This window comes from Virgibacillus subterraneus, assembly GCF_900110695.1.
GTDB classification, from domain to species: Bacteria; Bacillota; Bacilli; order Bacillales; family Amphibacillaceae; genus Lentibacillus; species Lentibacillus subterraneus.
In genome coordinates this window covers 48,429-72,211 of record NZ_FOEH01000004.1, presented here as the reverse complement: position 1 = coordinate 72,211, position 23,783 = coordinate 48,429, and the positions used below count along the sequence as shown (strand labels likewise).

At 35.9% G+C, this 23,783-nt stretch carries 24 protein-coding genes; 22 read left to right on the top strand and 2 right to left on the bottom strand.

Going from position 1 to position 23,783, the window contains the following annotated elements; genetic code table 11:
* Positions 1-5: 5 nt before the first annotated feature.
* The 13 genes from miaB to glnA all read left to right on the top strand — a co-directional run bounded on the left by miaB (position 6) and on the right by glnA (position 15,288).
* Positions 6-1,586, top strand: coding sequence for a tRNA (N6-isopentenyl adenosine(37)-C2)-methylthiotransferase MiaB (gene miaB, locus BMY13_RS12185; RefSeq protein WP_092492875.1), 1,581 nt, complete (start codon positions 6-8; stop codon positions 1,584-1,586).
* Position 1,587: 1 nt separating this feature from the next.
* Complete coding sequence (locus tag BMY13_RS12180) at positions 1,588-2,016, top strand: YlbF/YmcA family competence regulator (RefSeq protein WP_092492874.1); 429 nt, start codon at positions 1,588-1,590, stop codon at positions 2,014-2,016.
* A 172-nt stretch (positions 2,017-2,188) separates the two neighbouring features.
* Positions 2,189-2,758, top strand: coding sequence for an outer spore coat protein CotE (cotE, locus tag BMY13_RS12175; RefSeq protein WP_092492873.1), 570 nt, complete (start codon positions 2,189-2,191; stop codon positions 2,756-2,758).
* 849 nt (positions 2,759-3,607) lie between these two features.
* Entirely contained in the window at positions 3,608-6,184 is a 2,577-nt protein-coding gene (mutS, locus tag BMY13_RS12170) for a DNA mismatch repair protein MutS (protein WP_092504937.1), read from the top strand.
* A 19-nt stretch (positions 6,185-6,203) separates the two neighbouring features.
* Positions 6,204-8,009 (top strand): DNA mismatch repair endonuclease MutL, encoded by a 1,806-nt coding sequence (gene mutL / locus BMY13_RS12165; protein ID WP_092504935.1) that lies wholly within the window; start codon positions 6,204-6,206, stop codon positions 8,007-8,009.
* Between the two features lie 58 nt (positions 8,010-8,067).
* Positions 8,068-8,517 carry a Dps family protein gene (locus BMY13_RS12160; protein ID WP_092504933.1) on the top strand — a complete coding sequence of 150 codons (450 nt, stop codon included), beginning with the start codon at positions 8,068-8,070 and terminating at the stop codon, positions 8,515-8,517.
* A gap of 20 nt (positions 8,518-8,537) precedes the next feature.
* A complete protein-coding gene (miaA, locus tag BMY13_RS12155) occupies positions 8,538-9,473 on the top strand; it encodes a tRNA (adenosine(37)-N6)-dimethylallyltransferase MiaA (protein ID WP_092504931.1) in 936 nt (311 codons plus the stop codon).
* A gap of 40 nt (positions 9,474-9,513) precedes the next feature.
* On the top strand, positions 9,514-9,738 hold the full coding sequence (gene hfq / locus BMY13_RS12150; protein WP_092492868.1) for an RNA chaperone Hfq: 225 nt from the start codon (positions 9,514-9,516) through the stop codon (positions 9,736-9,738).
* Between the two features lie 194 nt (positions 9,739-9,932).
* Positions 9,933-10,856 (top strand): stage V sporulation protein K, encoded by a 924-nt coding sequence (gene spoVK / locus BMY13_RS12145; RefSeq protein WP_092504929.1) that lies wholly within the window; start codon positions 9,933-9,935, stop codon positions 10,854-10,856.
* 92 nt (positions 10,857-10,948) lie between these two features.
* Positions 10,949-12,181 carry a GTPase HflX gene (gene hflX / locus BMY13_RS12140; protein ID WP_092492866.1) on the top strand — a complete coding sequence of 411 codons (1,233 nt, stop codon included), beginning with the start codon at positions 10,949-10,951 and terminating at the stop codon, positions 12,179-12,181.
* 10 nt (positions 12,182-12,191) lie between these two features.
* On the top strand, positions 12,192-13,445 hold the full coding sequence (locus BMY13_RS12135) for a methionine gamma-lyase family protein (protein ID WP_092504927.1): 1,254 nt from the start codon (positions 12,192-12,194) through the stop codon (positions 13,443-13,445).
* A 94-nt stretch (positions 13,446-13,539) separates the two neighbouring features.
* Positions 13,540-13,920, top strand: a complete 381-nt coding sequence (locus BMY13_RS12130) for a MerR family transcriptional regulator (protein ID WP_092492864.1) — start codon at positions 13,540-13,542, stop codon at positions 13,918-13,920.
* Positions 13,921-13,950: 30 nt separating this feature from the next.
* Complete coding sequence (gene glnA / locus BMY13_RS12125; protein ID WP_092492863.1) at positions 13,951-15,288, top strand: type I glutamate--ammonia ligase; 1,338 nt, start codon at positions 13,951-13,953, stop codon at positions 15,286-15,288.
* A gap of 310 nt (positions 15,289-15,598) precedes the next feature.
* Here the strand turns inward: glnA and lexA are convergent, their stop codons facing one another.
* Entirely contained in the window at positions 15,599-16,222 is a 624-nt protein-coding gene (gene lexA, locus BMY13_RS12120; RefSeq protein ID WP_092492862.1) for a transcriptional repressor LexA, read from the bottom strand.
* Between the two features lie 287 nt (positions 16,223-16,509).
* On the opposite strand from lexA, the gene BMY13_RS12115 reads away from it, so the two are divergent.
* The 9 genes from BMY13_RS12115 to BMY13_RS12075 all read left to right on the top strand — a co-directional run bounded on the left by BMY13_RS12115 (position 16,510) and on the right by BMY13_RS12075 (position 23,107).
* The gene (locus BMY13_RS12115; RefSeq protein ID WP_092504924.1) at positions 16,510-17,169 is read left to right on the top strand and encodes a YneB family resolvase-like protein; all 660 of its coding nucleotides are present in this window, start codon (positions 16,510-16,512) and stop codon (positions 17,167-17,169) included.
* Positions 17,170-17,235: 66 nt separating this feature from the next.
* Entirely contained in the window at positions 17,236-17,469 is a 234-nt protein-coding gene (locus BMY13_RS12110; protein WP_092492860.1) for a DUF896 domain-containing protein, read from the top strand.
* A gap of 96 nt (positions 17,470-17,565) precedes the next feature.
* On the top strand, positions 17,566-19,569 hold the full coding sequence (tkt, locus tag BMY13_RS12105; RefSeq protein WP_092492859.1) for a transketolase: 2,004 nt from the start codon (positions 17,566-17,568) through the stop codon (positions 19,567-19,569).
* A gap of 496 nt (positions 19,570-20,065) precedes the next feature.
* Positions 20,066-20,524 carry a sporulation inhibitor of replication protein SirA gene (gene sirA, locus BMY13_RS12100; RefSeq protein WP_175476796.1) on the top strand — a complete coding sequence of 153 codons (459 nt, stop codon included), beginning with the start codon at positions 20,066-20,068 and terminating at the stop codon, positions 20,522-20,524.
* Positions 20,525-20,568: 44 nt separating this feature from the next.
* Positions 20,569-20,790: a YneF family protein gene (locus tag BMY13_RS12095; RefSeq protein ID WP_092492857.1), complete on the top strand. Its 222-nt coding sequence runs from the start codon at positions 20,569-20,571 to the stop codon at positions 20,788-20,790.
* Between the two features lie 165 nt (positions 20,791-20,955).
* A complete protein-coding gene (locus tag BMY13_RS12090) occupies positions 20,956-21,660 on the top strand; it encodes a cytochrome c biogenesis CcdA family protein (protein ID WP_092504919.1) in 705 nt (234 codons plus the stop codon).
* A 120-nt stretch (positions 21,661-21,780) separates the two neighbouring features.
* Entirely contained in the window at positions 21,781-22,206 is a 426-nt protein-coding gene (locus BMY13_RS12085; RefSeq protein WP_092492855.1) for a Na(+)/H(+) antiporter subunit B, read from the top strand.
* A 23-nt stretch (positions 22,207-22,229) separates the two neighbouring features.
* Complete coding sequence (locus tag BMY13_RS12080; protein ID WP_092492854.1) at positions 22,230-22,607, top strand: response regulator; 378 nt, start codon at positions 22,230-22,232, stop codon at positions 22,605-22,607.
* A gap of 23 nt (positions 22,608-22,630) precedes the next feature.
* Entirely contained in the window at positions 22,631-23,107 is a 477-nt protein-coding gene (locus tag BMY13_RS12075) for a CcdC family protein (RefSeq protein ID WP_092504916.1), read from the top strand.
* Positions 23,108-23,182: 75 nt separating this feature from the next.
* Here BMY13_RS12075 and BMY13_RS12070 read toward each other — a convergent pair whose 3' ends face one another.
* Positions 23,183-23,608, bottom strand: coding sequence for a DUF2621 family protein (locus tag BMY13_RS12070; protein ID WP_092493239.1), 426 nt, complete (start codon positions 23,606-23,608; stop codon positions 23,183-23,185).
* Between the last annotated feature and the right edge of the window lie 175 nt (positions 23,609-23,783).

The following is a 23,783-nucleotide window of genomic DNA, read 5'->3' as shown; positions in this document are numbered from 1 at the left end:
CGTTAATGAATGAGCAGCAACGAAAGGATCAGTCACAAATAAAGCAAACTGAAAATCCAACGGACATAAAATCCGGATCGGATAATATGAATCGGTTAAAGAACACTTCCAGCGATGACATTATTTCAAAGTATTTTGAAACGACATATGAGCCACCAAATTTAAATAAAGCTCGTAAACGTGGTCGTGATGATGTGAAAGTTCATTATGACTTTGAAATCCCTGAAGGTATGGAGAAAATTGGTGAGGGCAAAAAATTCATGATTCGTACATATGGATGTCAGATGAATGAGCATGATACAGAGGTCATGGCAGGTATTCTAACCGAGATGGGCTATGAGTCAACTTCTGATACCAAAGAAGCAGATATTATTTTGTTGAACACATGTGCAATTCGTGAAAATGCGGAAAACAAAGTGTTTGGTGAAATTGGTCACTTAAAACCGCTTAAATTAGAGAACCCGGATTTAATTCTTGGTGTATGTGGTTGTATGTCACAGGAAGAATCTGTTGTAAATCGGATTTTGAAAAAACATCCGCAAATTGATTTGATTTTTGGAACACATAATATTCACCGTATTCCACATCTAGTAAAAGAAGCTATGTTTGGAAAAGAAAAGATTGTAGAAGTTTGGTCTAAAGAGGGCGACATTATTGAAAACCTTCCAAAAGTACGAAAAGGTAATATAAAAGCATGGGTAAATATTATGTACGGATGTGATAAGTTTTGTACCTATTGTATAGTACCTATGACGCGCGGGAAAGAGCGTAGCCGTAAACCGGAGGATATTATCCAGGAAGTAAGGCATCTCGCAGCGCAGGGCTATAAAGAAGTCACTCTGCTTGGCCAAAATGTTAATGCATACGGAAAAGATTTAGAAGAATTGTCATATGGTTTAGGTGATTTGATGAATGATATTCATAAAATTGATATTCCACGTGTGCGCTTTACAACATCACACCCAAGAGATTTTGATGATCGCTTAATTGAAGTATTAGCACAGGGTGGGAATTTGCTTGATCATATCCATCTTCCTGTCCAGTCCGGAAGCAGTGAGGTTCTAAAGAAAATGAATCGTAAATATACACGTGAAGAATATTTAGAGCTTGTTCGCAAAATACGTGAAGCTATGCCTAATGCAACCCTCACTACAGATATTATTGTCGGCTTTCCAAACGAAACAGAAGAACAATTCGAAGAAACAATGACATTAGTAGAAGAAGTTGGATTTGAAGCAGCATATACATTTATTTATTCACCTCGTGATGGTACTCCAGCTGCCAGAAAGACAGATGACGTACCAGAAGAAGTGAAAAAACAGCGGTTATACCGTTTAAATGATCTTGTTAACAAACAGTCAGCAGAATCAATGAAAACCTATGATAATAAGATTGTTAAAGTTCTTGTCGATGGTGAGAGTAAGAAAAATCCAGATATTCTTGCTGGCTATACAGAAAGAAATAAACTGGTAAACTTTCAAGGTCCTAAATCAGCAATTGGCAAAATTGTTGAAGTCGAAATTACCGAATCCAAAACATGGTCATTAAATGGTATAATGGTAGAAAATACAGTTGAGGTGAATTAATATGGCTGAATATACACGCAAACAAGTGCTTGATGAAGCAAAAGGTTTGGCACAGATGCTAGCTAGCACAGAAGAGATTGATCGCTTTAAACAAGTCGAGGCAAAAATTAATAATAATAAAAAAGTACAACAATTAATAACTAAAATTAAAACTTTACAGAAGCAGGCAGTTAATTTCCAGGCTTATGAAAAAACAGAAGCATTGAAAAAGGTAGAAGCTGAAATTGACCGTTTGCAAGCTGAAATTGATGATATTCCAGTGGTACAAGAATTTAAAGAAACTCAAATTGTAGTTAATGATATTTTGCAATTGGTTTCTGGAACAATTGCCCGTGAGGTAACAAATGATGTTATATCGTCTACTGGCGGTGACCTTTTATCGGGTGAAACTGGTTCAAAGACAAATAACGGCTCAGCATGCAGCCATTAAATTGATGCCAGGCAGGAAATTTTTCTTGCCTGGCTTTCCTTATGGCAATAGCCTTTGAATGATTTTTAAGAAAAGATATTCTAATCTTTACGTCCTTTTATACAATAGCTATGCACTATAGGTATTTGTCTTGCATAAAATGACTATGAAAAAAGAGGAGGTAAACGAAATTATGACTTTTCTTGATCAAGAATTTAGAGAAATCATTACGAAAGCTGTCTGTGGTAAGGGTAGAAAGTTCACGCAGGCTACTCACAATATCTCGCCGTCACATAGACCATCAAGCATTCTTGGTTGCTGGGTGATCAATCATCTGTATAATGCCAAGAAAAAATCAGAAGATACTGTAGAAATAAATGGTAGCTACGATATTAATATTTGGTATTCGTACAATGACAATACAAAAACTGAGGTGGTAACAGAACGTGTAACGTATTGTGACTATATTCCACTATCTGTTAAGGATGATAATTGTCTGAGTGACGATTATGATGTTATTGCCAAAGTGATTCAACAGCCTAATTGTTTGGAGTGCCAAATTGCTAACCAAGGTCATAAAATAGTTGTAGAAATAGAGCGCGAATTTGTTGTCCAAATTATTGGAGAAACAAAGGTTAAGGTAAGAGTAAATCCTAAAGGTTTCAACGATAATTTTGATGATGACGATTGGGGATTTGATATAACAGATGACGAGTTAAGTGATGTAAGTCCAGATTTTGTGAAGGATAAGGCGAAGGACTAGAAAACTTACGAGGGTTAATACTCTCGTAAGTTTTTTTGGTAGTTAAGAACATACTTTACTGCATAAGTGCAGCTAATGGATTCGCTCTTAAGACTTCACTCTATAGTAAAGGAAAATACGCTTTCACAAGTATCCCCTTTAACGAATACCCAGTTTTCTGATTTTTTATAGGAACGCACTGTCACTCTGGTTGTTTTCTAAAAGATTGTTGCTTTTTTAAAGTAATGAATCTTAATAAGTAGTTCAAATCAACAAAATGCATATTGTGATGGGTGAAAACAAGATTTAAACCATTTAAACCAGCAGCTGAAATATGCGAGACTCCTGTGGGACAGCAAGGAGCCCACTGAAAAACATATTTTGGAAAATTTATTTCCCAATTCATTTAGTGAATAACAGGTGAAATAATATGTTACTCCCCACTACAAGATGATTATTGCACGAAATTTAGGAATCGATTTTCACTAGTTTAAAAAGACGGTGGTTTTTCAGTGGCCTCGACAGCGAGTCTAAGAGACCCCACAGTGAGCGTTCTTTGCGTGCGAGGCAGACTAAGTACCCCACGTCCTGTGGCAACGTCTGCACTAGCACGTCCTATGCGTCGGAGGCTCATGCTGAGCCCACGGCTAGGCAAGACACTGTGAAAGCATACGGAGCAGTGAAAGCGAGTATATTTCAGCTGCGAGGTTAGAGATCCACATTAAATACTACGAATCGGTTTGTGTAGCAGTTCATATCAACAACCTTTTAGGGAACAGCTTTTATTATGATATGGGGAAGTCGCTTTATGTCTACAAATTATGCTATAATTGTACATTATATTCGGTATATTTTTTGGAGGATTAACTTATGGCTAAAAGCACACCAATGATGGAACAATACTTAAAAATAAAAGCAGAACACAAAGATGCATTTTTATTTTTTCGATTAGGTGATTTTTATGAAATGTTCTTTGATGATGCAATAAATGCTGCTAGGGAATTGGAAATAACCCTTACCAAACGAGGTGCAGGACAAGATGACCCTATTCCAATGTGCGGTGTACCCTATCATTCTGCTGCTAATTACATTAAAAATTTAATTGAAAAAGGATATAAAGTAGCTATTTGTGAGCAAGTTGAGGATCCAAAGGTAGCTAAGGGTGTTGTAAGAAGAGAAGTTGTTCAGCTTATTACTCCTGGAACCGTAATGGAAAGCAATATGCTTAATGAACGTGATAACAACTATATTGCCAGTCTTTCTCATTTCTCTGATGGTTCTTATGTAATAGTTTATAATGATTTGTCAATTGGTGAAAACAATATTGCACTTATTTCAAGTGGTTGGGAAGCAGTCATTCATGAGTTGTATAATCAGCCAATAAAAGAAATAGTAATTCCTTCGAGTTTGCCTGATGAATTACAGGACCAATTAAGCAAAAAAATAAACGTAACATTGTCCTACCAGGATGAAATAAATTTTAATGCAGAATATCGCAGTTTATGCGATAACCTAACTGATGAGCGACTTGTTAAGGCATTTAGTCGTCTGCTTAATTACATCCAATACACACAAAAGCGTTCACTTGATCATTTACAGCCTGCTAAGATTATTGAATTGGAACATCATTTAGCGTTGGATATGTACTCTAAACGAAACCTGGAATTAACTGAGACAATTATGAAAAAAAGCAAGCATGGCAGTCTCCTGTGGGTACTTGATAAAACAGTAACAGCAATGGGATCCAGAATGCTTAAAAAGTGGCTAGAACGCCCATTATTAAATAAATATGAAATTGAAAAACGTCATGATATTGTTGATGGCTTTTATCAAGGATTTATGGAGCGCGATTCTCTACGTGATGTATTAAAATCAGTTTATGATCTTGAACGTCTTGCCGGTCGAGTTGCATTCGGCAATATAAATGCACGTGATCTTATCCAATTAAAACATTCATTAGAAAAGTTACCGGAAGTTAGTACAATACTAAAGCAATTTAACCAAAAAAATATAATTGAATTAAGTAATAAACTTGTATTTCCAGAAGAGATCCTATCCATATTAGATACCAGTTTAATAGAAGATCCGCCAATATCGATCAAAGAAGGATCGATTATTAAAGATGGGTATAATGAAAAGCTTGATACTTATAGAGAAGCTTCACGTAATGGAAAACAATGGATTGCTGAACTGGAACAGAAGGAAAAGAAAGAAACAAATATCAAGTCCCTTAAAATTGGTTATAACCGTGTGTTTGGTTATTATATTGAAGTAACCAAAGCCAATTTACATCTCTTGCCTGAGGGAAAATATGAACGCAAGCAGACATTATCGAATGCTGAGCGTTACATTACACCGGAATTAAAGGAAAAAGAAGAACTTATTTTAGAGGCAGAAGAAAAAAGCGTTGATTTAGAATATAATTTATTCCTTAAAATTCGAGAACAAATAAAAGAACATATACCTAAAATACAGCATTTAGCTGATATAGTCAGTAAGATTGACGTACTTCAGGCGTTCGCAACGGTTAGTGAAGCGAATAATTATAAGCGCCCGCGATTTGTTGATGAGACGTTATCTATTAAGAATGGGCGTCACCCTGTAATTGAACAAGTGATGAAGGATGACTCTTTCGTTCCAAATAATGTATTACTGGATCAAAACACTGACGTTCTTCTAATAACCGGCCCTAATATGTCAGGTAAGAGTACCTATATGCGTCAACTGGCATTAACAGTTATTATGGGGCAAATTGGCTGTTTTGTTCCATGTGAAGATGCAGATTTAATTCTATTCGATCAGATCTTTACACGGATTGGTGCAGCAGATGATCTAGTTGCAGGGCAGAGTACTTTTATGGTTGAAATGCTGGAAGCAAATCATGCCATTACTAATGCGACAGAAAACAGCTTAATTCTGCTTGATGAAATTGGTCGAGGGACAAGCACATATGATGGAATGGCACTAGCACAATCGATTGTTGAATATATCCACAATAATATTCATGCCAAAACATTATTTTCAACACATTATCATGAATTAACTGCACTTGAAAATACCTTAGATAAATTGAAAAACATTCATGTTCGCGCAGAAGAGTATGAAGGAAATGTAGTTTTTCTTCACCAGATAAAAGAAGGAGCAGCTGATCAAAGCTATGGTATACACGTTGCGAAATTAGCAAATCTTCCTGAACCACTCATTGATCGAGCAGGTTCCATTTTAAATCAATTGGAGAATAATGATGAACTGCATGAGGTAGCCAATCTAGCTGCTAATGATCAATTATCCTTTTTTATTGAGGAAAAAATACCTAAAGGAAAGAAACAGTACAGCAAAGAAGACAAATCAATAATTGAGGACTTAAATAATCTTAATTTATTTGAAATGACACCGATGGAAGCGATGAACGAACTGTACCGTTTGCAAAAACATGTAAAAAAGTAAGATAGAAGGGATTGTTCTCATGAATATTATTCAAATGCCGGATGCTTTAGCAAATAAAATTGCTGCTGGAGAAGTAGTGGAACGCCCTGCATCTGTCGTAAAAGAATTAATTGAAAATAGTATTGATGCTAATAGTACTTCGATAAAAGTCGAAGTAGAGGAAGCTGGATTACAAAAAATTAAAATAACCGATAATGGCGATGGTATGTCTGAGGATGACTGCGAGAAAGCCTTTCTGCGTCATGCGACAAGTAAAATTAAAAGCGAAACAGACTTATTTCATGTCAAAACGCTGGGATTTCGCGGAGAAGCATTAGCAAGTATAGCAGCAGTAAGTAAATTAACAGTAAAGACATCACGAGGTGAAAATGCTGCTACGTTAATTTCGATGGAAGGCGGATCCATTATAAACAGGGCGAAAAGTGATGCACGTAAAGGCTCAGAAATCGTAGTAGAAGATTTATTTTTTAATACTCCTGCTCGATTAAAATACATGAAAACTATTCATACGGAGCTTGGGCACATTACAGATCTATTAAACAGGCTAGCATTATCTCACCCGGGAATTCGTTTTGAAGCCACCCACAACGGGAAGTCTCTCTTCAAGACAACTGGGTCTGGAGATCTGCTCCAGGTAGTTGGAAATGTATATGGGATGAGTGTTGCTAAAAAGATGTTGCCGATTCAGCGTGATACCCTTGATTTTTCAATCGAAGGATTTATTGCAAAACCTGAAGTCACCAGAGCATCGCGTAATTATATATCCACTATTATTAATGGACGGTATATAAAGAGTATCCCATTGTCACAAGCGATTATTAGAGGATATCACACACTCTTACCAATTGGCCGTCTGCCAGTAGTCGTCCTATCGATAACAATGGACCCAATTTTAGTTGATGTGAACGTACACCCAACTAAACTAGAGGTTCGTTTTAGTAAAGATAAGGAATTATTTGCCGCCATTGAAGAGACAATTAGAACAAAATTCCGACAAGCATCCTTAATTCCTGAAATGGAACAAAAGCAAGAAAATCAAGAGAAATCAGTTCAAAACACATTACAATTTAATGAACCACAGAGGGAAGCACAGCAATGGGAACAAACGCCTCAAGTAAACGAACATGTATCAACTATAGAGCAAGCAAACTCAACTAATAATATAGGTTTTCAACAAGAGTTCGACAATAATAAAGATATCCTTTCTGACGTAAAACCTGCAGTAGTCAAAGAAGAACAGCAACGTGTACCTACTATGTATCCAATTGGTCAACTCCATGGTACTTACATTCTAGCCCAAAATGAAAAAGGGTTATATATGATCGACCAGCACGCGGCACAAGAACGTATAAAGTATGAGTTTTTTAAACAGAAGCTTGGTAAAACAATTAACGAGTCTCAGGAATTATTAATGCCTTTGACATTTGAATTTTCTAAACAAGAATCTATCTTTATTGATCATTACAAAGGAGAACTTGAGAAAGTAGGACTATTTTTCGAGTCATTTGGAAATCAAACTTATATTATTCGCTCATATCCAACATGGTTTCCTAAGGGTTTTGAAGAAGAGATAATTCGGGAAATGATTGATCAGGTTATGGAGGATGAACGGATCAATGTTGAGAAAATAAGAGAAGATGCAGCAATATTAATGTCATGCAAACGTTCAATTAAAGCAAATCATTATTTAAGCCAGGAAGACATGTTTCGATTATTGGAAGATTTACGTAATTCAACTGATCCATTTACATGTCCGCATGGCCGACCAATCATTGTGCACTATTCTTCCTATGAATTGGAGAAAATGTTCAAACGCGTTATGTAAGGATTGAATAAATGAAGCACACCTCGTGAAAACTATAAGTAAAACAGCGAGGTGCGCTATGGATAATCAGAAGCTAATAAACTTTTTAAATCAATTATTGTCCAATTACTTTGTCATGTACGTAAAGCTCCACCGTTATCACTGGTTCATTCAAGGAAAACACTTTTACCAGTTGCACGATGTTTTTGAAGATATGTATAAAACAATAGAAAGTGATTTGGATGAAATAGCTGAGAGAGTTTTAATGATTGATGGCAAACCATTGGCAACAATGATTAAATACATAAAAGAATCAACACTTGAGGAAGCAACAGCTGATGATAAAGAAGATGAGATAGTAAGACAGTTAATTAGCGACTATAAACAGATCATCAGTGAAATAAAGAATGAAGGTATTCCTGAAGCTTCCGAACGCAAAGATGAGCCAACAGTTGATTTGCTTGTAACGTTACAAGGGAAATTAGAAAAACATATCTGGATGTTACAGGCATATCTTGCGTATGAATAAAGATATATAGGGGAATGATGATGAAAAAACCAGTGATTGCGATTGTTGGACCAACTGCTGTTGGGAAAACAAGACTTAGTATAGAAGTTGCAGAATCGTTCAATGGAGAGATTATTAGCGGCGACTCTATGCAAGTATACCAAGGCTTGGATATCGGAACAGCAAAAATTAGCGAGGAAGAAAAACAAGGCATTCCTCATTATATGATTGATACTAAAAGTCCGAGCGATTCATTCTCTGTTGCTGATTATCAGGTACTTGTCCAACAATATATTAACGAAATTGCTTCACATCAAAAGTTGCCGATAATAGCTGGTGGAAGTGGACTGTACATTCAAGCGGCATTGTATAATTATAACTTTTCGGATCAAAAACGTAATGGTGCAGTCACTAGACGGCTTGAAGAAGAGCTTGAGAACCTAGGAGTGTTGACTTTATATAATAGATTAAAAAAAATAGACCCTGATCAAGCTACAAAAATCCACCCAAACAATCATCGAAGAGTAATTCGTGCGTTGGAAATCTATCAAACAACCGGAATGACTATGTCAGAGTATCAGAAGGAACAAAAAAGGGATTCCCCATATAATCCCATTTTTATAGGTTTGGAGATGGACCGGAAGCTTTTATATGAACGAATTAATGCTCGAGTTGATAATATGCTTGAACAAGGCTTGTTAGATGAGGTTGAAATGCTTTATAAACAAGGCTTTGAAAATTGTCAATCTATGAGGGGGATTGGTTATAAAGAGTTTATTCCTTACTTTAAAGGGGAACAATCATTGATACAAGCTACGGAAACATTGAAGCGAAACTCAAGAAGGTTTGCTAAACGGCAATATACGTGGTTTAAAAATAAGCTGGATGTACAATGGTACACAATAACTCCAGAAACAATTGATGAAACATTTAGAAAAATTTTAGATGAATTAGCAGGAATGTTAAGAAGAATATAGAAGTAATTATATACAGATATAGAATAGAGGAGGATGTGCGATGGCGCAATCAGTAAACATTCAGGATCAATATTTAAATCAGCTTCGAAAGGACCATATTTCAACTACCGTTTTTTTGACAAATGGATTTCAATTAAGAGGGATATTAAAAGCCTTTGATAATTTCACTGTCTTGTTAGAAACAGACGGAAAACAACAATTAATTTTTAAACATGCTATTTCTACTTTTGCCCCAGTGAAAAATGTAGAACTTGAAAAAGAATAATAAATGTAACGGACGCTCTTAATTTAATGGGCGTCCGTTTTTAGGCAGGTAAGAAAGTATAAATCCTTTATTACTGCATAAATGCAACTAAGGCTTGGTGAATAGCCAAGTTTTTTAATATTGCTTTGGCATCTGGGCGTTTGTCACATCTTTTTTAAATACCGCGTATACTAACGTGACTAAGGGGTGATGATGTGGAAACGCAAAAACTTCGAAATAAAAATGGGCAGATTAATATAGTTCTGCATGATAAAAATAATGTACCGTTTGAAAATACCGGCCGATTACCAAATGCAGAGAGTAGTCCATTTTCACATATTGATTCAGAATTTTCATCATTCATAGGAATGGAGAAATTAAAGAAGACTATAAAAGAAATATACGCAACTATTGTAATAAATGATAAACGTAAAGAAATGGGCCTTACTTGTTCCAGGCAGGTGCTTCATATGCTTTTTAAAGGTAACCCTGGAACTGGTAAAACAACGGTAGCTAGGAAACTTGCTAAGATGTATTTTGAGATGGGCCTACTTTCAAAGGGGCATTTTATAGAGGCGGAACGGGCTGACCTGGTTGGTGAATATATTGGCCAAACTGCTCAGAAAACACGTGCGATTATTCAAAAGGCAATGGGTGGTATTTTATTCGTTGACGAAGCTTATTCCTTGGCACGTGGTGGGGAAAAGGACTTTGGTAAAGAAGCAATTGATACATTGGTAAAGCATATGGAGGATAATCATAATGACTTTGTATTAATTTTAGCAGGATATCCATATGAAATGGATCGTTTCCTGACACTTAATCCTGGTCTAAAGTCAAGATTTCCATTTATATTAGATTTCCAGGATTATGAGGTGAATCAGTTAACAAAAATTGCAAAGCAGATGGTTAATGATCGTGAATATGAACTTACAAATGAAGCTGAATGGAAACTCCGAACCCATTTATATAAGAAAAAGCAGGAAACCCATCGAAATTTCTCTAATGCCAGATATGTTCGTAATGTAATTGAACAATCAATTAGGCTACATGCTGTTCGTTTATTAAACAATGAAAATTTTACCGTAAATGATTTAATTCAGTTAACTGGTAGCGACCTTTCACTCGATGAAGAATGACATGCGAATTGTGATATAGAAGGTTCTTTGCTATGATAAAAACAAGAGAATGCTAAAAATTAACTGTCCGGATAGAGGAAGAGGTATTTATAATGTCAGAAAAAATATTAATAATTGCTGTTAAAATGCAGGAGCAAAATGATGATCATTTTGAATCTTCCTTGGAGGAACTAAGCTCGTTATGTAAAACTGCTGGTGGTAAAGTAGCGAAAGTAATGACGCAAAATCGTCAAAAGATTCACCCAGCATATTACATTGGTGAAGGTAAAATGGAAGAAATAAATGAAGCAGTTGATGAACTGGAAATTAATCTTGTCGTATCGAATGATGAGTTATCTGCTGGGCAATTGCGTAACTTAAGTGATCGATTTGGTGTAAGGGTGATTGATCGCAGTCAGCTGATACTGGATATATTTGCCCAGCGTGCCCATACCAAGGAAGGTAAGTTGCAAGTTGAACTAGCACAGCTGGAGTATATGCTGCCAAGATTGCATGGCCAAGGGGAAGCAATGTCTCGTTTGGGTGCGGGTATTGGGACACGTGGACCAGGTGAAACGAAATTAGAAACAGACCAGCGCCATATCAGACGACGTATTTTCGATATCAAGAGACGGTTGAAATTAGTTGTGCAGCAACGTGAACAATACCGTAAACGCAGAAAAACAAATGATGCATTTCAAATTGCCATAGTTGGTTATACCAACGCTGGAAAATCGACATTATTTAACCGGTTAACAAAAAGTAGCTCACATGAAGAGAATCAGTTATTTGCCACACTCGACCCATTGACAAGAAGAATTCAGTTACCATCAGGTTTTCAAACACTTGTAACAGATACTGTTGGTTTTATCCAGGATCTGCCAACATCATTGGTAGCTTCTTTTAAATCAACTTTAGAAGAAGTAACAGAAGCAGATTTTATTTTACATGTAGTAGATGCTGCGAACCCAGACCTTGACCAGCATCAGCGCACGGTAAGCAATTTACTACGTGATTTAAATGCACATACTATACCGATGCTTACTGTTTATAATAAATACGATAAAATTGATACTGACTTTATTGCAATGAATCACCCAAACATCCTTGTTAGTGCGTTTGATCAAGAAGATATTCAAAAGCTTCAAATAAAAATAGAAGAAATACTAAAAGATGAGTGGGATTGGTATAAACTTGATTTAACACCCGACCAGGGAAAGATGCTGAATCGGTTGGAACACGAGACAATAATAAGTGACCGTTTCTATGAAGAAGAGCAGAATGAGTATGTAGTAGAAGGATACATGCGACAAGAACACCCATTAAAAAGTTTGTTAAAGGAGTAATAATGCACTAATGGCCAAAGAATTGATGAAACAAGCAGAAGCGGATTGCACTACACAACATAGAAATGTCGCAACTATAGTAGAGACCAATCAAAAACGGGTACTTGATTCTTTTCAAGAGAACCGTGTTAGTGATAGTCATTTTAACCCAACTACTGGATACGGGTATGATGATTTAGGGAGGGAAACATTAGAAGCGGTGTATGCGGATGTGTTTGGTGGAGAAGATGCACTTGTCAGACCTCAAATTGTTTCGGGTACCCATGCCATATCCACGACATTATTTGGTTTATTGAGACCTGATGAAGAACTATTATATATAACAGGTAAGCCATATGACACGTTAGAATCAGTAATTGGAGTTCATGAATCTAATACAGGATCATTAGCTGATTTTAACATCAGATACAGTGAATTAGACTTATTGGAAGATGGTAAGGTTAATTATAATGGAATTAAACAGAAGATTTCCCATCAAACAAAAGTAATTGGTATACAACGTTCAAAAGGATATGATGACAGACCGTCATTCACAATTGATGAAATAGAAGAAATGGTAACTTTTATAAAGGATATAAATAAAGACTTAATTGTGTTTGTAGATAATTGTTATGGGGAATTTGTTGAAGAAAAAGAACCATTACATATAGGTGCAGATATTATTGCTGGTTCGCTAATTAAAAACCCGGGAGGTGGAATAGTACGAGCTGGAGGATACATAGCTGGAAAGAAAGATCTAGTACTTCAGTGTGCTCACCGTTTAACTGCCCCAGGTCTTGGAAAGGAAACTGGGGCAACACTTAATATGCTGCAGGAAATGTTTCAAGGATTATTCATGGCACCTCACATTGTTGGAGAAGCTTTGAAAGGTGCAATTCTAACTGCAAGATTTATAGAGTTAGTCGGTTTTAAGACAAGCCCTCATTACAAAGCTGATCGAACAGATTTAATACAATCTGTTACATTCGGAAATCAGGAAAATATGATAGCCTTTTGCCAGGCAATTCAACACAGTTCACCGATCAATTCATTTGTTACACCACATCCAAGTGAAATGCCTGGGTATAAGGATAAAGTGATTATGGCTGCAGGTACATTTGTGCAGGGGGCAAGCCTGGAATTGACAGCAGACGGGCCGTTAAGATCCCCATATACAGCATTTGTTCAGGGCGGCTTAACATATTCACATGTAAAATTAGCCTTAGTAGCTGCGGTTGAAAATTTAGTGGATAAAGGTTTTATATCTATTGAACAGGAAATATAGAAAGGATGCCGTGTGTTAGGTAACTTAACATAAATTTGACAATAAACATTACATATGCTATTGTTATTTTAGATGAATAAAAGGAGGTATTATAATGGACGATCAAGATAGACGTTCAATGCCTTTATTTTCAATAAGCATTGTTAAAAAATTAACTGAATTGACTGCAAGACAAATTCGATATTATGAAGAACATAATTTAATTCACCCAGAAAGATCAACAGGTAACCAACGTTTATTTTCTTTTAACGATGTTGACCGTTTATTAGAAATAAAAAATCTGATGGACAGAGGAATTAATTTAGCTGGTATTAAGCACATCATCACAGAAGAAAATACACAGAAAAAAGAAAAAGCTAATCCTCAAATATCAGATCGTCAGTTACGTACAATGCTGAAGAATGAGTTAATTGATGCAGGGAGAATGGGAAAATCGAGCATGCGTCAAGGAGAGCTTTCTCGATTTTTTCACTAAATAAATAAAAATTTTCTAGGAGGCAGTTAGATGAGCTCAGATTTTACAAAAGAACAAATTATGAAGAAAATAGAAGAGGAAAATGTCCGGTTCGTCCGCTTGCAATTTACAGACATGCTTGGAACAATCAAAAATGTTGAGATTCCACTTAGCCAGTTGGATAAAGCTTTAGATAATAAAATGATGTTTGATGGTTCTTCTATTGAAGGATTTGTTCGTATTGAAGAATCAGATATGTACTTGTACCCTGATTTAGATACATTTGTGGTATTTCCATGGACTTCTGATAAAGGTAAGGTAGCTCGTTTTATTTGCGACATTTATAATCCAGATGGAACACCTTTTGAAGGGTGCCCAAGGTATAACCTAAAACGAAACCTTAAAAAAATGGAAGAATTAGGCTTTGATGCATTTAATATTGGAACAGAGCCAGAGTTCTTTTTATTCAAGCTTGATGAAAAAGGTGACCCATCAATGGAGTTGAATGACCGTGGTGGTTATTTCGATTTGGCACCAACGGATCTTGGTGAGAATTGCCGCAGAGATATAGTTCTTGAATTGGAAGAAATGGGATTTGAAATCGAGGCATCTCATCATGAAGTTGCACCTGGACAACATGAAATTGATTTTAAATATTCTGATGCTGTTAAGCATTGTGATGATATTCAAACATTTAAACTTGCAGTTAAAACAATTGCAAGGAAACATAATCTGCACGCAACATTTATGCCTAAACCATTGTTTGGAGTAAATGGTTCTGGTATGCATGTTAATATGTCATTATTTAAAGATGGCGAAAATAGCTTCTTTGATACAAAAGGAGATATGCAGCTTAGTGATGTCGCTTATCAATTTACAGCCGGTGTCATTAAACATGCAACAAACTTTACAGCAGTTACAAATCCAACAGTTAATTCATTTAAGAGACTTGTACCGGGATATGAAGCTCCTTGTTACGTCGCGTGGTCTGGGACAAATCGAAGCCCGCTTATTCGAATTCCGTATTCAAGAGGTTTGAGTACAAGAATTGAAGTTAGAAGTGTTGATCCTGCAGCTAATCCATATATGGCCATGGCCGTATTACTTGCTTCTGGATTGGAAGGAGTTAGTAAGAAATTAACACCACCTACTTCTGTAGACCGTAATATTTATATGATGGATAAAGAAGAAAGAGAGAAAAATGGTATAAAAGATTTGCCAGCAACACTTATGGATGCGTTACAAGAACTTCAAAAAGACAAAGTTGTTACAGATGCATTAGGCGAACACTTATACGAACACTTTATTGAAGCGAAAGAAATTGAATGGGATATGTTCCGTACGACTGTACACCCTTGGGAAAGAGAACAATATCTATCAACATATTAAAGAAAAAAAGGCTTTCGTCATTTTATTGACGGAAGCCTTTTTATTTGTTAAGCGTACTATAGAATTTAAGTGCTGTGGGATAACTGAACTTCAGAATCAGCCACGTCCAGCTCCGACGTACAGGACGTACTAGTGCCGGTGACGCCACAGGACGTGGCGTTTTCACCGGCCAGCGCCTAGCGCCTAGTGGACTTTCCTCCCCGTGTCTACGATAAGTCAACATCGAATCGCTTACGCTCTTCGTGTATCCTTTATCTCACACGGGTCAGTCCAGTCCATACGGAGCTAAACAGGCGCTTGCGCCTTTGTTCTATTGAATATTACGGTATAAGCCGATTACCTTACCTAGTATTGTTACATTTTGATAGATGAGAGGATCCATTGTGGCATTTTCTGGCTGCAAGCGAATTTGATTTTTTTCTTTAAAGAATCTCTTTACAGTTGCCTCGTCTTCATCAGTCATTGCAACAACAATTTCTCCGTTTTGCGCAGTATTTTGCTGTTTCACAATAACCATATCCCCGTCTAAAATACCAGCTTCTATCATACTTTCACCGTCGATGATGAGAACGAATAAGTTATCATCAGGTCCGGCGCTGGAACTAGGTAATGGAACGAATTCTTCGATGTTTTCTACCGCAGTAATTGGTATCCCAGCAGTAACTTTACCAATAACTGGTGCATATCTTGCTTCTTCCCTAGGAATATGACTTTCTTCAGATAGGTCTAAAACCTCTATAGCTCTTGGTTTAGTAGGGTCTCTTCTAATGAAGCCTTTACTTTCAAGCCTCGCCAAATGCCCATGCACAGTTGAACTTGAAGCAAGTCCGACCGCTTCTGCAATCTCTCTAACCGATGGTGGATAACCTTTGCCATCTACCTCTTCTTTAATATACTCAAGTATTGTTTCCTGTCTTTTAGAAAGTTTATTCATCTATCAAACACCTCACGCATAGGATTTATTAATGATAGTTTACCACCTATTTTTGGAAAAAGCAAACATTCGTTCGAGAAAACTATTGACAAGATCGTATGTTCGTATATAATGGTTAATAGAGGTTAATACGAACAAAGGTTCTTATATTGAAAAAGAAAGGACTGATTAATATGTTTGGAAAAGTAACAAAGACAGATGTATTTTATTTAGTTGCTTTTACTTTGGCATTAGGTTTCTTATATTTCTCCATGATAACAAGTGCATAGCGTAAGGAGCGAAAACTTTTGAAAGCAATAATATATTGTCGTGTAAGTACAGACAAAAAAGTACAAGAGACATCATTAAAGAGACAGAAAGAGGAATTAATGGCCCTTGCAAACAAACATATGCTTACCGTTGTGGATTGTATTGAAGAACAAGAGAGCGGGTATGAGATAAATAGAGATGGTATTTTTCGAATGCTTGAATTTTTTTCTGAAAAGAAGGCAGAATGTTTGTTAATACAGGATGAAACAAGGTTAGGGCGGGGGAATACTAAAATAGCCTTGTTTCATCAGTTACAGAAATTAGATATTTCCATATATACAGGAATGCAAGGCGGAGAGATTGAGTTGTCTGAGTCAGATTCAATGGTCCTGCAAATAGTTGGTATTGTAGAAGAATATCAACGTAAAATCCATAATACAAAAATTAAACGTGGGATGAGAAAGGCAATAAGTGAAGGATTCGATCCAAGTGAAAACTTATCAAACCGAAATCATGCACCTGGTAGAGAACGAAAAGTATTTCCAATAGAAGAAGTTGTGCGAATGAGGCAAAATAACTTAACATTTGAGGAAATCACAACTACATTAAATGGATTAGGTCACCCGGTTTCCAAAGCAACTGTTCATCGGAGGTATCAGGAGTTTGAAAAACTTGAATCTAATACCCATGTAAAGTAATATTAAAAGGCAGGGACATTAAAAATTGTTCTTGTCTTTTTAAGTGTTTTCTAGGAGGTTTTAAAGATTATATCAAAAGAAAAATTAGAACGTATAAATGAACTTGCAAAGAAATCAAAAGAAGAAGAATTAACAGAACAAGAAAAAGCAGAGCAAAAAGAGCTTAGACAGGAATATTTAAAAAATGTACGAAAATCATTTAAAAATCAGTTTAAATCAATGACTGTAATGGATAAGGAAGGAAATGATGTTACCCCTGATAAAGTACGTGATTTGCAGGATAGAAACAAAAAACATTGAGAATAAACAATCTTAATTTATTACTTGTTACAGGATATGTTTCATTATAGAATAAAAAGGGATGTTAATAACTTTTAAGTGGAAAGGGGAATTTTTTTGTCACAAGATATCGAACAATTATCTATTAATACGATACGTACATTGGCAATTGATGCAATAGAAAATGCTAACTCTGGTCATCCAGGCCTACCGATGGGGGCCGCTCCAATGGCTTATACCTTATGGACTGATTTTATGAAACAAAACCCGAGTAACTCAAAGTGGTTTAATCGTGATCGTTTTGTGTTGTCTGCTGGACACGGTTCCATGCTATTATATGGGTTGCTACATTTATCAGGATATGATGTAACTATTGATGATCTAAAGTCTTTTCGTCAATGGAATTCAAGAACACCAGGACATCCAGAAGTCCATCATACAGATGGAGTAGAAGCAACAACTGGTCCATTAGGACAAGGACTTGGAATGTCAGTTGGAATGGCAATTGCTGAAGCACATCTTGCAGCAAAATATAACCAGGATGAGTTATCAATAATTGATCATAATACGTATGCTCTTGTTAGTGATGGCGATTTAATGGAAGGCATTTCGCACGAAGCAGCTTCCCTAGCTGGTCATTTAGGACTTGGAAAGTTGATTGCATTATACGATTCAAATGATATCTCTCTAGATGGTGATTTGAATAGAGCATTTTCAGATAATACAGAAGACCGCTTCAAGGCTTACGGGTGGCAAGTTATACATGTAGAGGATGGTAACGATTTAACAGCTATACGAAATGCAATTAATGAAGCAAAACAGAATACTGAACAGCCAACGTTAATTGAGATAAAAACTGTTATAGGTTACGGTTCACCAAATAAATCTGCTTCTGCAGCATCCCATGGTGCACCACTTGGTGAAGATGAAGTGAAACTAACAAAAGAGTATTATAAATGGTCACATGATGATTTCCAAGTTCCAGATGAAGTCTATGCAGACTTTAAAGAGAAGATTGGAAAAGATGGTGCTGATGCAGAGGATAAATGGAATAAGCTTTTTGACACATATAAAGAAAAGTATCCAGAGCTTGCAACTGAGTTAGAATTGGCAATAAATGATGAGTTACCTCAAGATTGGGATAAACATCTCCCTAGTTATGAGGCAGGGAAAGATTCAAGTGCAACTCGTGCTTCCTCCGGTGAAGTACTGAATGCAGTTGCAGATGCAGTTCCCTATTTCTTTGGAGGAAGTGCTGATTTAGCAGGTTCTAACAAGACTACAATTAAAGATGAAAATGATTTCTCCCGTAAAAACTATGCTGGGAAAAATGTGTGGTTTGGTGTACGTGAATTTGCCATGGCAGCTGCGGTAAATGGTATAGCATTACATGGTGGGCTGAAAGCTTATGTTGGGACATTCTTTGTATTTAGTGACTACATGCGTCCGGCAATTCGTCTTTCATCAATAATGAATGTACCTGTAACATATGTATTTACGCATGATTCAATTGCGGTTGGAGAAGATGGTCCAACCCATGAACCAATTGAACAGTTATCATCACTAAGAGCAATGCCAGGACTATCACTAATTCGTCCAGCTGATGGCAACGAGGTTCAAGCTGCTTGGCGCTTATCACTAGAGTCGAAAAACAAACCGACTGCACTTGTACTGACAAGACAAGGATTACCTACATTAGAAGGCACAAAAGAACATGCCTATGAAGGTGTAAAAAAGGGTGCATACGTAATAAGTAAAACAGAAAAACAAACACCTGATGCTTTATTATTAGCAACAGGATCTGAAGTGCAGCTGGCTATTAAAGCTAAAGATGCCCTTAAAGAAAAAGGTATTGATGTCAATGTTGTAAGTATGCCATCATGGGACCGTTTTAACGCACAAAGTGAAGCTTATAAGAATGATGTGCTTCCGCCTAATGTTAAAAAACGGTTAGCAATTGAAATGGCGTCACCATTTGGCTGGGAAAGATATGTTGGTGACCAAGGCTCAGTTTTAGGAATTGAAGGATTTGGTGCATCTGCAAAAGGCGATAAAGTTATTGAAGAATATGGTTTTACTGTTGAAAACGTTGTTGACCATGTTGAATCACTATTAAAATAAGTTTTGATATATTTAGGATGGCCCTTACTGGTAGGGTCATCTTAATTTAACAGTTAAGAAGGTATAAATAAATTCTTACTGCATAAGTGCAACTAAGGCAATTCGCCTAAGGTTTGGCGAATGACAAGTTTTCTAATTGTATAGGAAGTTATAAAATATAAGTACAGTGGATAACTGGACTTCCGAGTCAGCGACGTCCAGCTCCAGCGGCTAGCGCCTAGTGGACTTCCCTCCCCGTGTCTACGATAAGTCAACATCGAATCGCTTACGCTCTTCGTGTATCCTTTATCTCAGGGAAAAGGAAGATCGACTAAGACCGCCGCTTTGCGCGGCAACGTCGACCCACCCGCGATGCGCGGGCGCAGTCCATACGGCGCTGAACAGGCGCTTGTGCTTTTGTTCCCTTATCGACAAAACTAGTGCTTGTTTGCAACGCGGTATGACAAAATTTTAAACTAAAATGCGTATAATTGAAGGTAAATGAGGAGGGTTTTTGTTGAATCATTACTCTATTTACTGGATAAAAGAAGAATTTGCGCATCATTTTTTTCATAACAGTGAAGTATTGTACCGCTTTATAAAAGAATACCAAATGAACAAAAATAGAGAAGATCTTGAACGGCAATATGAGTATATTACGTTAGACTTCCCAAAATCATCACTAATCTCTCATATTACAAATAATCACCCAAATAACAGTAATATGAAAGTTGAAGGTGACCGACTTAAAATTTATAAAGATATCCAATATATTTCTTTACATATACAGAAAAAAAAGATAAACTTTCGAAGTGAAATGATACATGATGCCGAAGAATTATTATTTCCTGCTTTGCGGTTATTCCAACCGTACTTATTTATAGTGGGAAATGATTTAAGAAATTATGGTTGGATTTCTCCAGTTATACAAGGGAAGAAGAACAAGACAGGACAAGTATTGTATTCTTATCTTTGATTTACTATACTGTATGAGAGACAACACGAAGGAGGAAAGCTTGAATGGACATGATCTGGGTTATATTAATAGGTATTGGAGCATTAATTGCAGGTGTTGCTCTTGGATTTTTTATTGCAAGAAAATATATGATGAACTATTTAAAGAAGAATCCACCAATTAATGAACAAATGCTACGTACATTAATGATGCAAATGGGACAGAAACCATCACAGAAAAAAATTAATCAAATGATGCGTTCAATGAATAATCAAAACAATAAATAACACTTATTGATTATTTAAGTGGTAATGCATATAAATCCCTGTTACTAGAAGATAACAGGGTTTTTTTACTTCAAGGCAAGTGTTGGATAATTGTCAAATTCAATTGCTTTTGATTAGAGAAAGTTCTGTTAAAATGTATGCAGTATTCTAATTAGGAGGATTACCATGTCAGAAATAAATATATTCCTAGCGTTTGGAGCGGGATTCTTATCATTTATCTCTCCCTGCGTATTACCTTTGTATCCAGCTTTTCTATCTTACATAACAGGTATGAGTGTAAATGAGATTAAAGAAGACAACAAGATGCTTAATAGAAAAAGTTTATTACATACGATCTTCTTTTTACTTGGCTTCTCTGGTATTTTCATAATACTTGGTTTTTCCACTTCATTTGTATCAGAATTTTTAACAACGTACAAAGTTATTATAAGGCAAATTGGAGCTATCTTAATTATCTTTTTTGGCCTTGTTATTGTAGGTATCTTTAATTTTCAATTCCTTATGAAGGATAGGAAAATAACTTTTAAGAACCGACCAGCCGGTTTTTTTGGTTCATTTCTTATTGGTATGGCCTTTTCGTTAGGATGGACACCATGTATGGGTCCTATTTTAGCGATCGTAATATCACTTGCGGCCACCCAGCCTGACCTTGGTATGATCATGATGATAAGTTATATACTTGGTTTTTCATTGCCATTTATAATTCTTTCATTTTTTATTGGCAAATTAGGATGGATTAAGCGTCATAGTGTGAAAATAGTTAAAGTTGGGGGCTACATTATGATTTTTATGGGTATCGCCTTATTCTTTAACTGGATGACAAAATTGACAGCATTTTTAGCTGGTTGGTTTGGGTTTCAGGGTTTTTAGGTAAAGTGAGTAGATTTTTTGAAAGTTTTATATTACACTTTAATAAGATGAACTGTTAAGTAAATTTAAGAAAGTATCCACCAATATTCTTTATATTCAATTAAAAGGGGTATTAAATATATGTATAGACCAAATGATCTCATCTTGCGCACCACGACATCATTAATAGTTTTTATTCTATTAGGATTCTCCATGTATTTACTTCTAGTTGGTCATAATGCACCTGGTGGTGGATTTGTTGGTGGACTAATGACTGCATCAGCAATAGTACTGATGTATATGTCTTATGGATTAGAGGCACTTGAGAAAATCCTGCCTGTAAATTATCGAATTTTGATACCCAGTGGCTTATTACTTGCTGTTGGAACTGGTATCGGATCTTTCTTTTTTAATGAAACTTTTCTATCACATACATATGGTTACTTCCACTTTCCTATTTTTGGTAAAATAGAGCTTGCCACTGCAATGTTATTTGACATCGGAGTATATATAACTGTATTAGGAGTAACAATTACGATCATTCTATCAGTAGCGAATGATCGATAACGATTATTGGGGGTAATAATCTAATGGCAAGAATACTTATAGTTGATGATGCGAATTTTATGCGGGTTACTTTAGAAACAATTGTTAAAGAAGACAAACATGAGGTTATCGGCGGGGCAGAAAATGGTGAAGAGGCTATTAAACTGTACAAGGAAATGAAGCCAGATTTAGTTACAATGGATATTACAATGCCAGTTATGAATGGAATAGATGCCATTAAAGAAATTATGGAATATGATTCTGAAGCTAAAATCGTCGTATGTTCCGCTATGGGACAACAAAAAGTCGTAGTAGAAGCGATTGAAATTGGTGCTAAAGATTTTATTGTTAAGCCGTTTGATGAAAATCGGGTGTTAGATACAATAAGCAGGGTTCTACATGAATTCGAACATATAAGCTAGTTAATAAGAAAGAGTGATTCTTCATGTTTTGGTTAATAGCAAGTACAGTTGTTGCATGTTTTATGGCTGTTACGATGATATTTATACGGTTAAAGGCATCAAAACAGCCAGCTTCTGTGAAAAAGATTATCTTACCACCATTATTCATGAGTACTGGGGCATTAATGTTTATTTTTCCTGAATTTCAAGTTGATTGGGCGCAGGTTATTGAAGCATTCTCTGTTGGAGTTATTTTTTCTGTTTTTCTTATTAAAACATCCAAATTTGAAATCAGGGATCAAGATATTTATCTAATACCGTCAAAATCATTTATTTTTATTTTGTTTGGACTATTGTTTGCCCGAATAATTATGAAGCTTGCAATAGGTGCAACAATATCCTTTGGTGAGACCAGTGGAATGTTCTTCTTACTTGCATTTGGTATGATTGTGACATGGAGAATTGCTATGCTTTATAAGTTCAAAAAGCTGGAAAAACAGATTGTATACTCAGGAACTTAAAATCTAAAAACGCGTTTATACTTTAAGTATAAACGCGTTTTTTTATGCAGTTAAGAAAGTTAACTGCTAAGTTTCCTATTCAAATAAATACTCATACGGTGTAATATCTATATTCTTTTGTTGCATCTTTTTTCTTAAAAACTTATGATCTCGTTTTGGTGTAGCTAAAATATAACCTTCTATAAGTACATCCTGGCTGATCTTCTTTCTTTTTTTCTGTAATGCAATTTCTCCGATTTTACTGGCGATTTTTTGCCGTGCAATGTCCCTGAATAATTCAGGAACAGGGGATACAAGGTCTTCTAATAATTTTTTCTCTTCACTTTCCCACATATGACTTGTTTTTTCCATATAGTATTCTTCCCAATCCATGTTCGACTTGCCGTCTTCTTTTGGTAATCGCTTTAAAAACTTGCGAAACATAAAAAAGCCGCCAATACCCATTAAACATATTAGTAAAAAGCCCCACAATACAATTAAATAATCAACAATTACTGACATAATATCACCTGATTCTTTATTAGATAAGAAATCCATTTCCTCTATTTACAAGATATTCCATAAGAAACATTTATTTTTATCGTTATTTATAGTAACATGACAATAATTAGGTATATCACATTTTCCTTTTAAAAGAAATTTTTACAATCTACGTTAATTATACTATAATTTTATA

Excerpts from the sequence above, each read along its gene's own strand:
- miaB (WP_092492875.1), top strand. The coding sequence starts at position 6 with ATGAATGAGCAGCAACGAAAGGATCAGTCACAAATAAAGCAAACTGAA.
- BMY13_RS12180 (WP_092492874.1), top strand. The coding sequence starts at position 1,588 with ATGGCTGAATATACACGCAAACAAGTGCTTGATGAAGCAAAAGGTTTG.
- cotE (WP_092492873.1), top strand. The coding sequence starts at position 2,189 with ATGACTTTTCTTGATCAAGAATTTAGAGAAATCATTACGAAAGCTGTC.
- mutS (WP_092504937.1), top strand. The coding sequence starts at position 3,608 with ATGGCTAAAAGCACACCAATGATGGAACAATACTTAAAAATAAAAGCA.
- mutL (WP_092504935.1), top strand. The coding sequence starts at position 6,204 with ATGAATATTATTCAAATGCCGGATGCTTTAGCAAATAAAATTGCTGCT.
- BMY13_RS12160 (WP_092504933.1), top strand. The coding sequence starts at position 8,068 with ATGGATAATCAGAAGCTAATAAACTTTTTAAATCAATTATTGTCCAAT.
- miaA (WP_092504931.1), top strand. The coding sequence starts at position 8,538 with ATGAAAAAACCAGTGATTGCGATTGTTGGACCAACTGCTGTTGGGAAA.
- hfq (WP_092492868.1), top strand. The coding sequence starts at position 9,514 with ATGGCGCAATCAGTAAACATTCAGGATCAATATTTAAATCAGCTTCGA.
- hflX (WP_092492866.1), top strand. The coding sequence starts at position 10,949 with ATGTCAGAAAAAATATTAATAATTGCTGTTAAAATGCAGGAGCAAAAT.
- BMY13_RS12135 (WP_092504927.1), top strand. The coding sequence starts at position 12,192 with ATGGCCAAAGAATTGATGAAACAAGCAGAAGCGGATTGCACTACACAA.
- BMY13_RS12130 (WP_092492864.1), top strand. The coding sequence starts at position 13,540 with ATGGACGATCAAGATAGACGTTCAATGCCTTTATTTTCAATAAGCATT.
- glnA (WP_092492863.1), top strand. The coding sequence starts at position 13,951 with ATGAGCTCAGATTTTACAAAAGAACAAATTATGAAGAAAATAGAAGAG.
- lexA (WP_092492862.1), bottom strand. The coding sequence starts at position 16,222 with ATGAATAAACTTTCTAAAAGACAGGAAACAATACTTGAGTATATTAAA.
- BMY13_RS12095 (WP_092492857.1), top strand. The coding sequence starts at position 20,569 with ATGGACATGATCTGGGTTATATTAATAGGTATTGGAGCATTAATTGCA.
- BMY13_RS12090 (WP_092504919.1), top strand. The coding sequence starts at position 20,956 with ATGTCAGAAATAAATATATTCCTAGCGTTTGGAGCGGGATTCTTATCA.
- BMY13_RS12085 (WP_092492855.1), top strand. The coding sequence starts at position 21,781 with ATGTATAGACCAAATGATCTCATCTTGCGCACCACGACATCATTAATA.
- BMY13_RS12080 (WP_092492854.1), top strand. The coding sequence starts at position 22,230 with ATGGCAAGAATACTTATAGTTGATGATGCGAATTTTATGCGGGTTACT.
- BMY13_RS12075 (WP_092504916.1), top strand. The coding sequence starts at position 22,631 with ATGTTTTGGTTAATAGCAAGTACAGTTGTTGCATGTTTTATGGCTGTT.
- BMY13_RS12070 (WP_092493239.1), bottom strand. The coding sequence starts at position 23,608 with ATGTCAGTAATTGTTGATTATTTAATTGTATTGTGGGGCTTTTTACTA.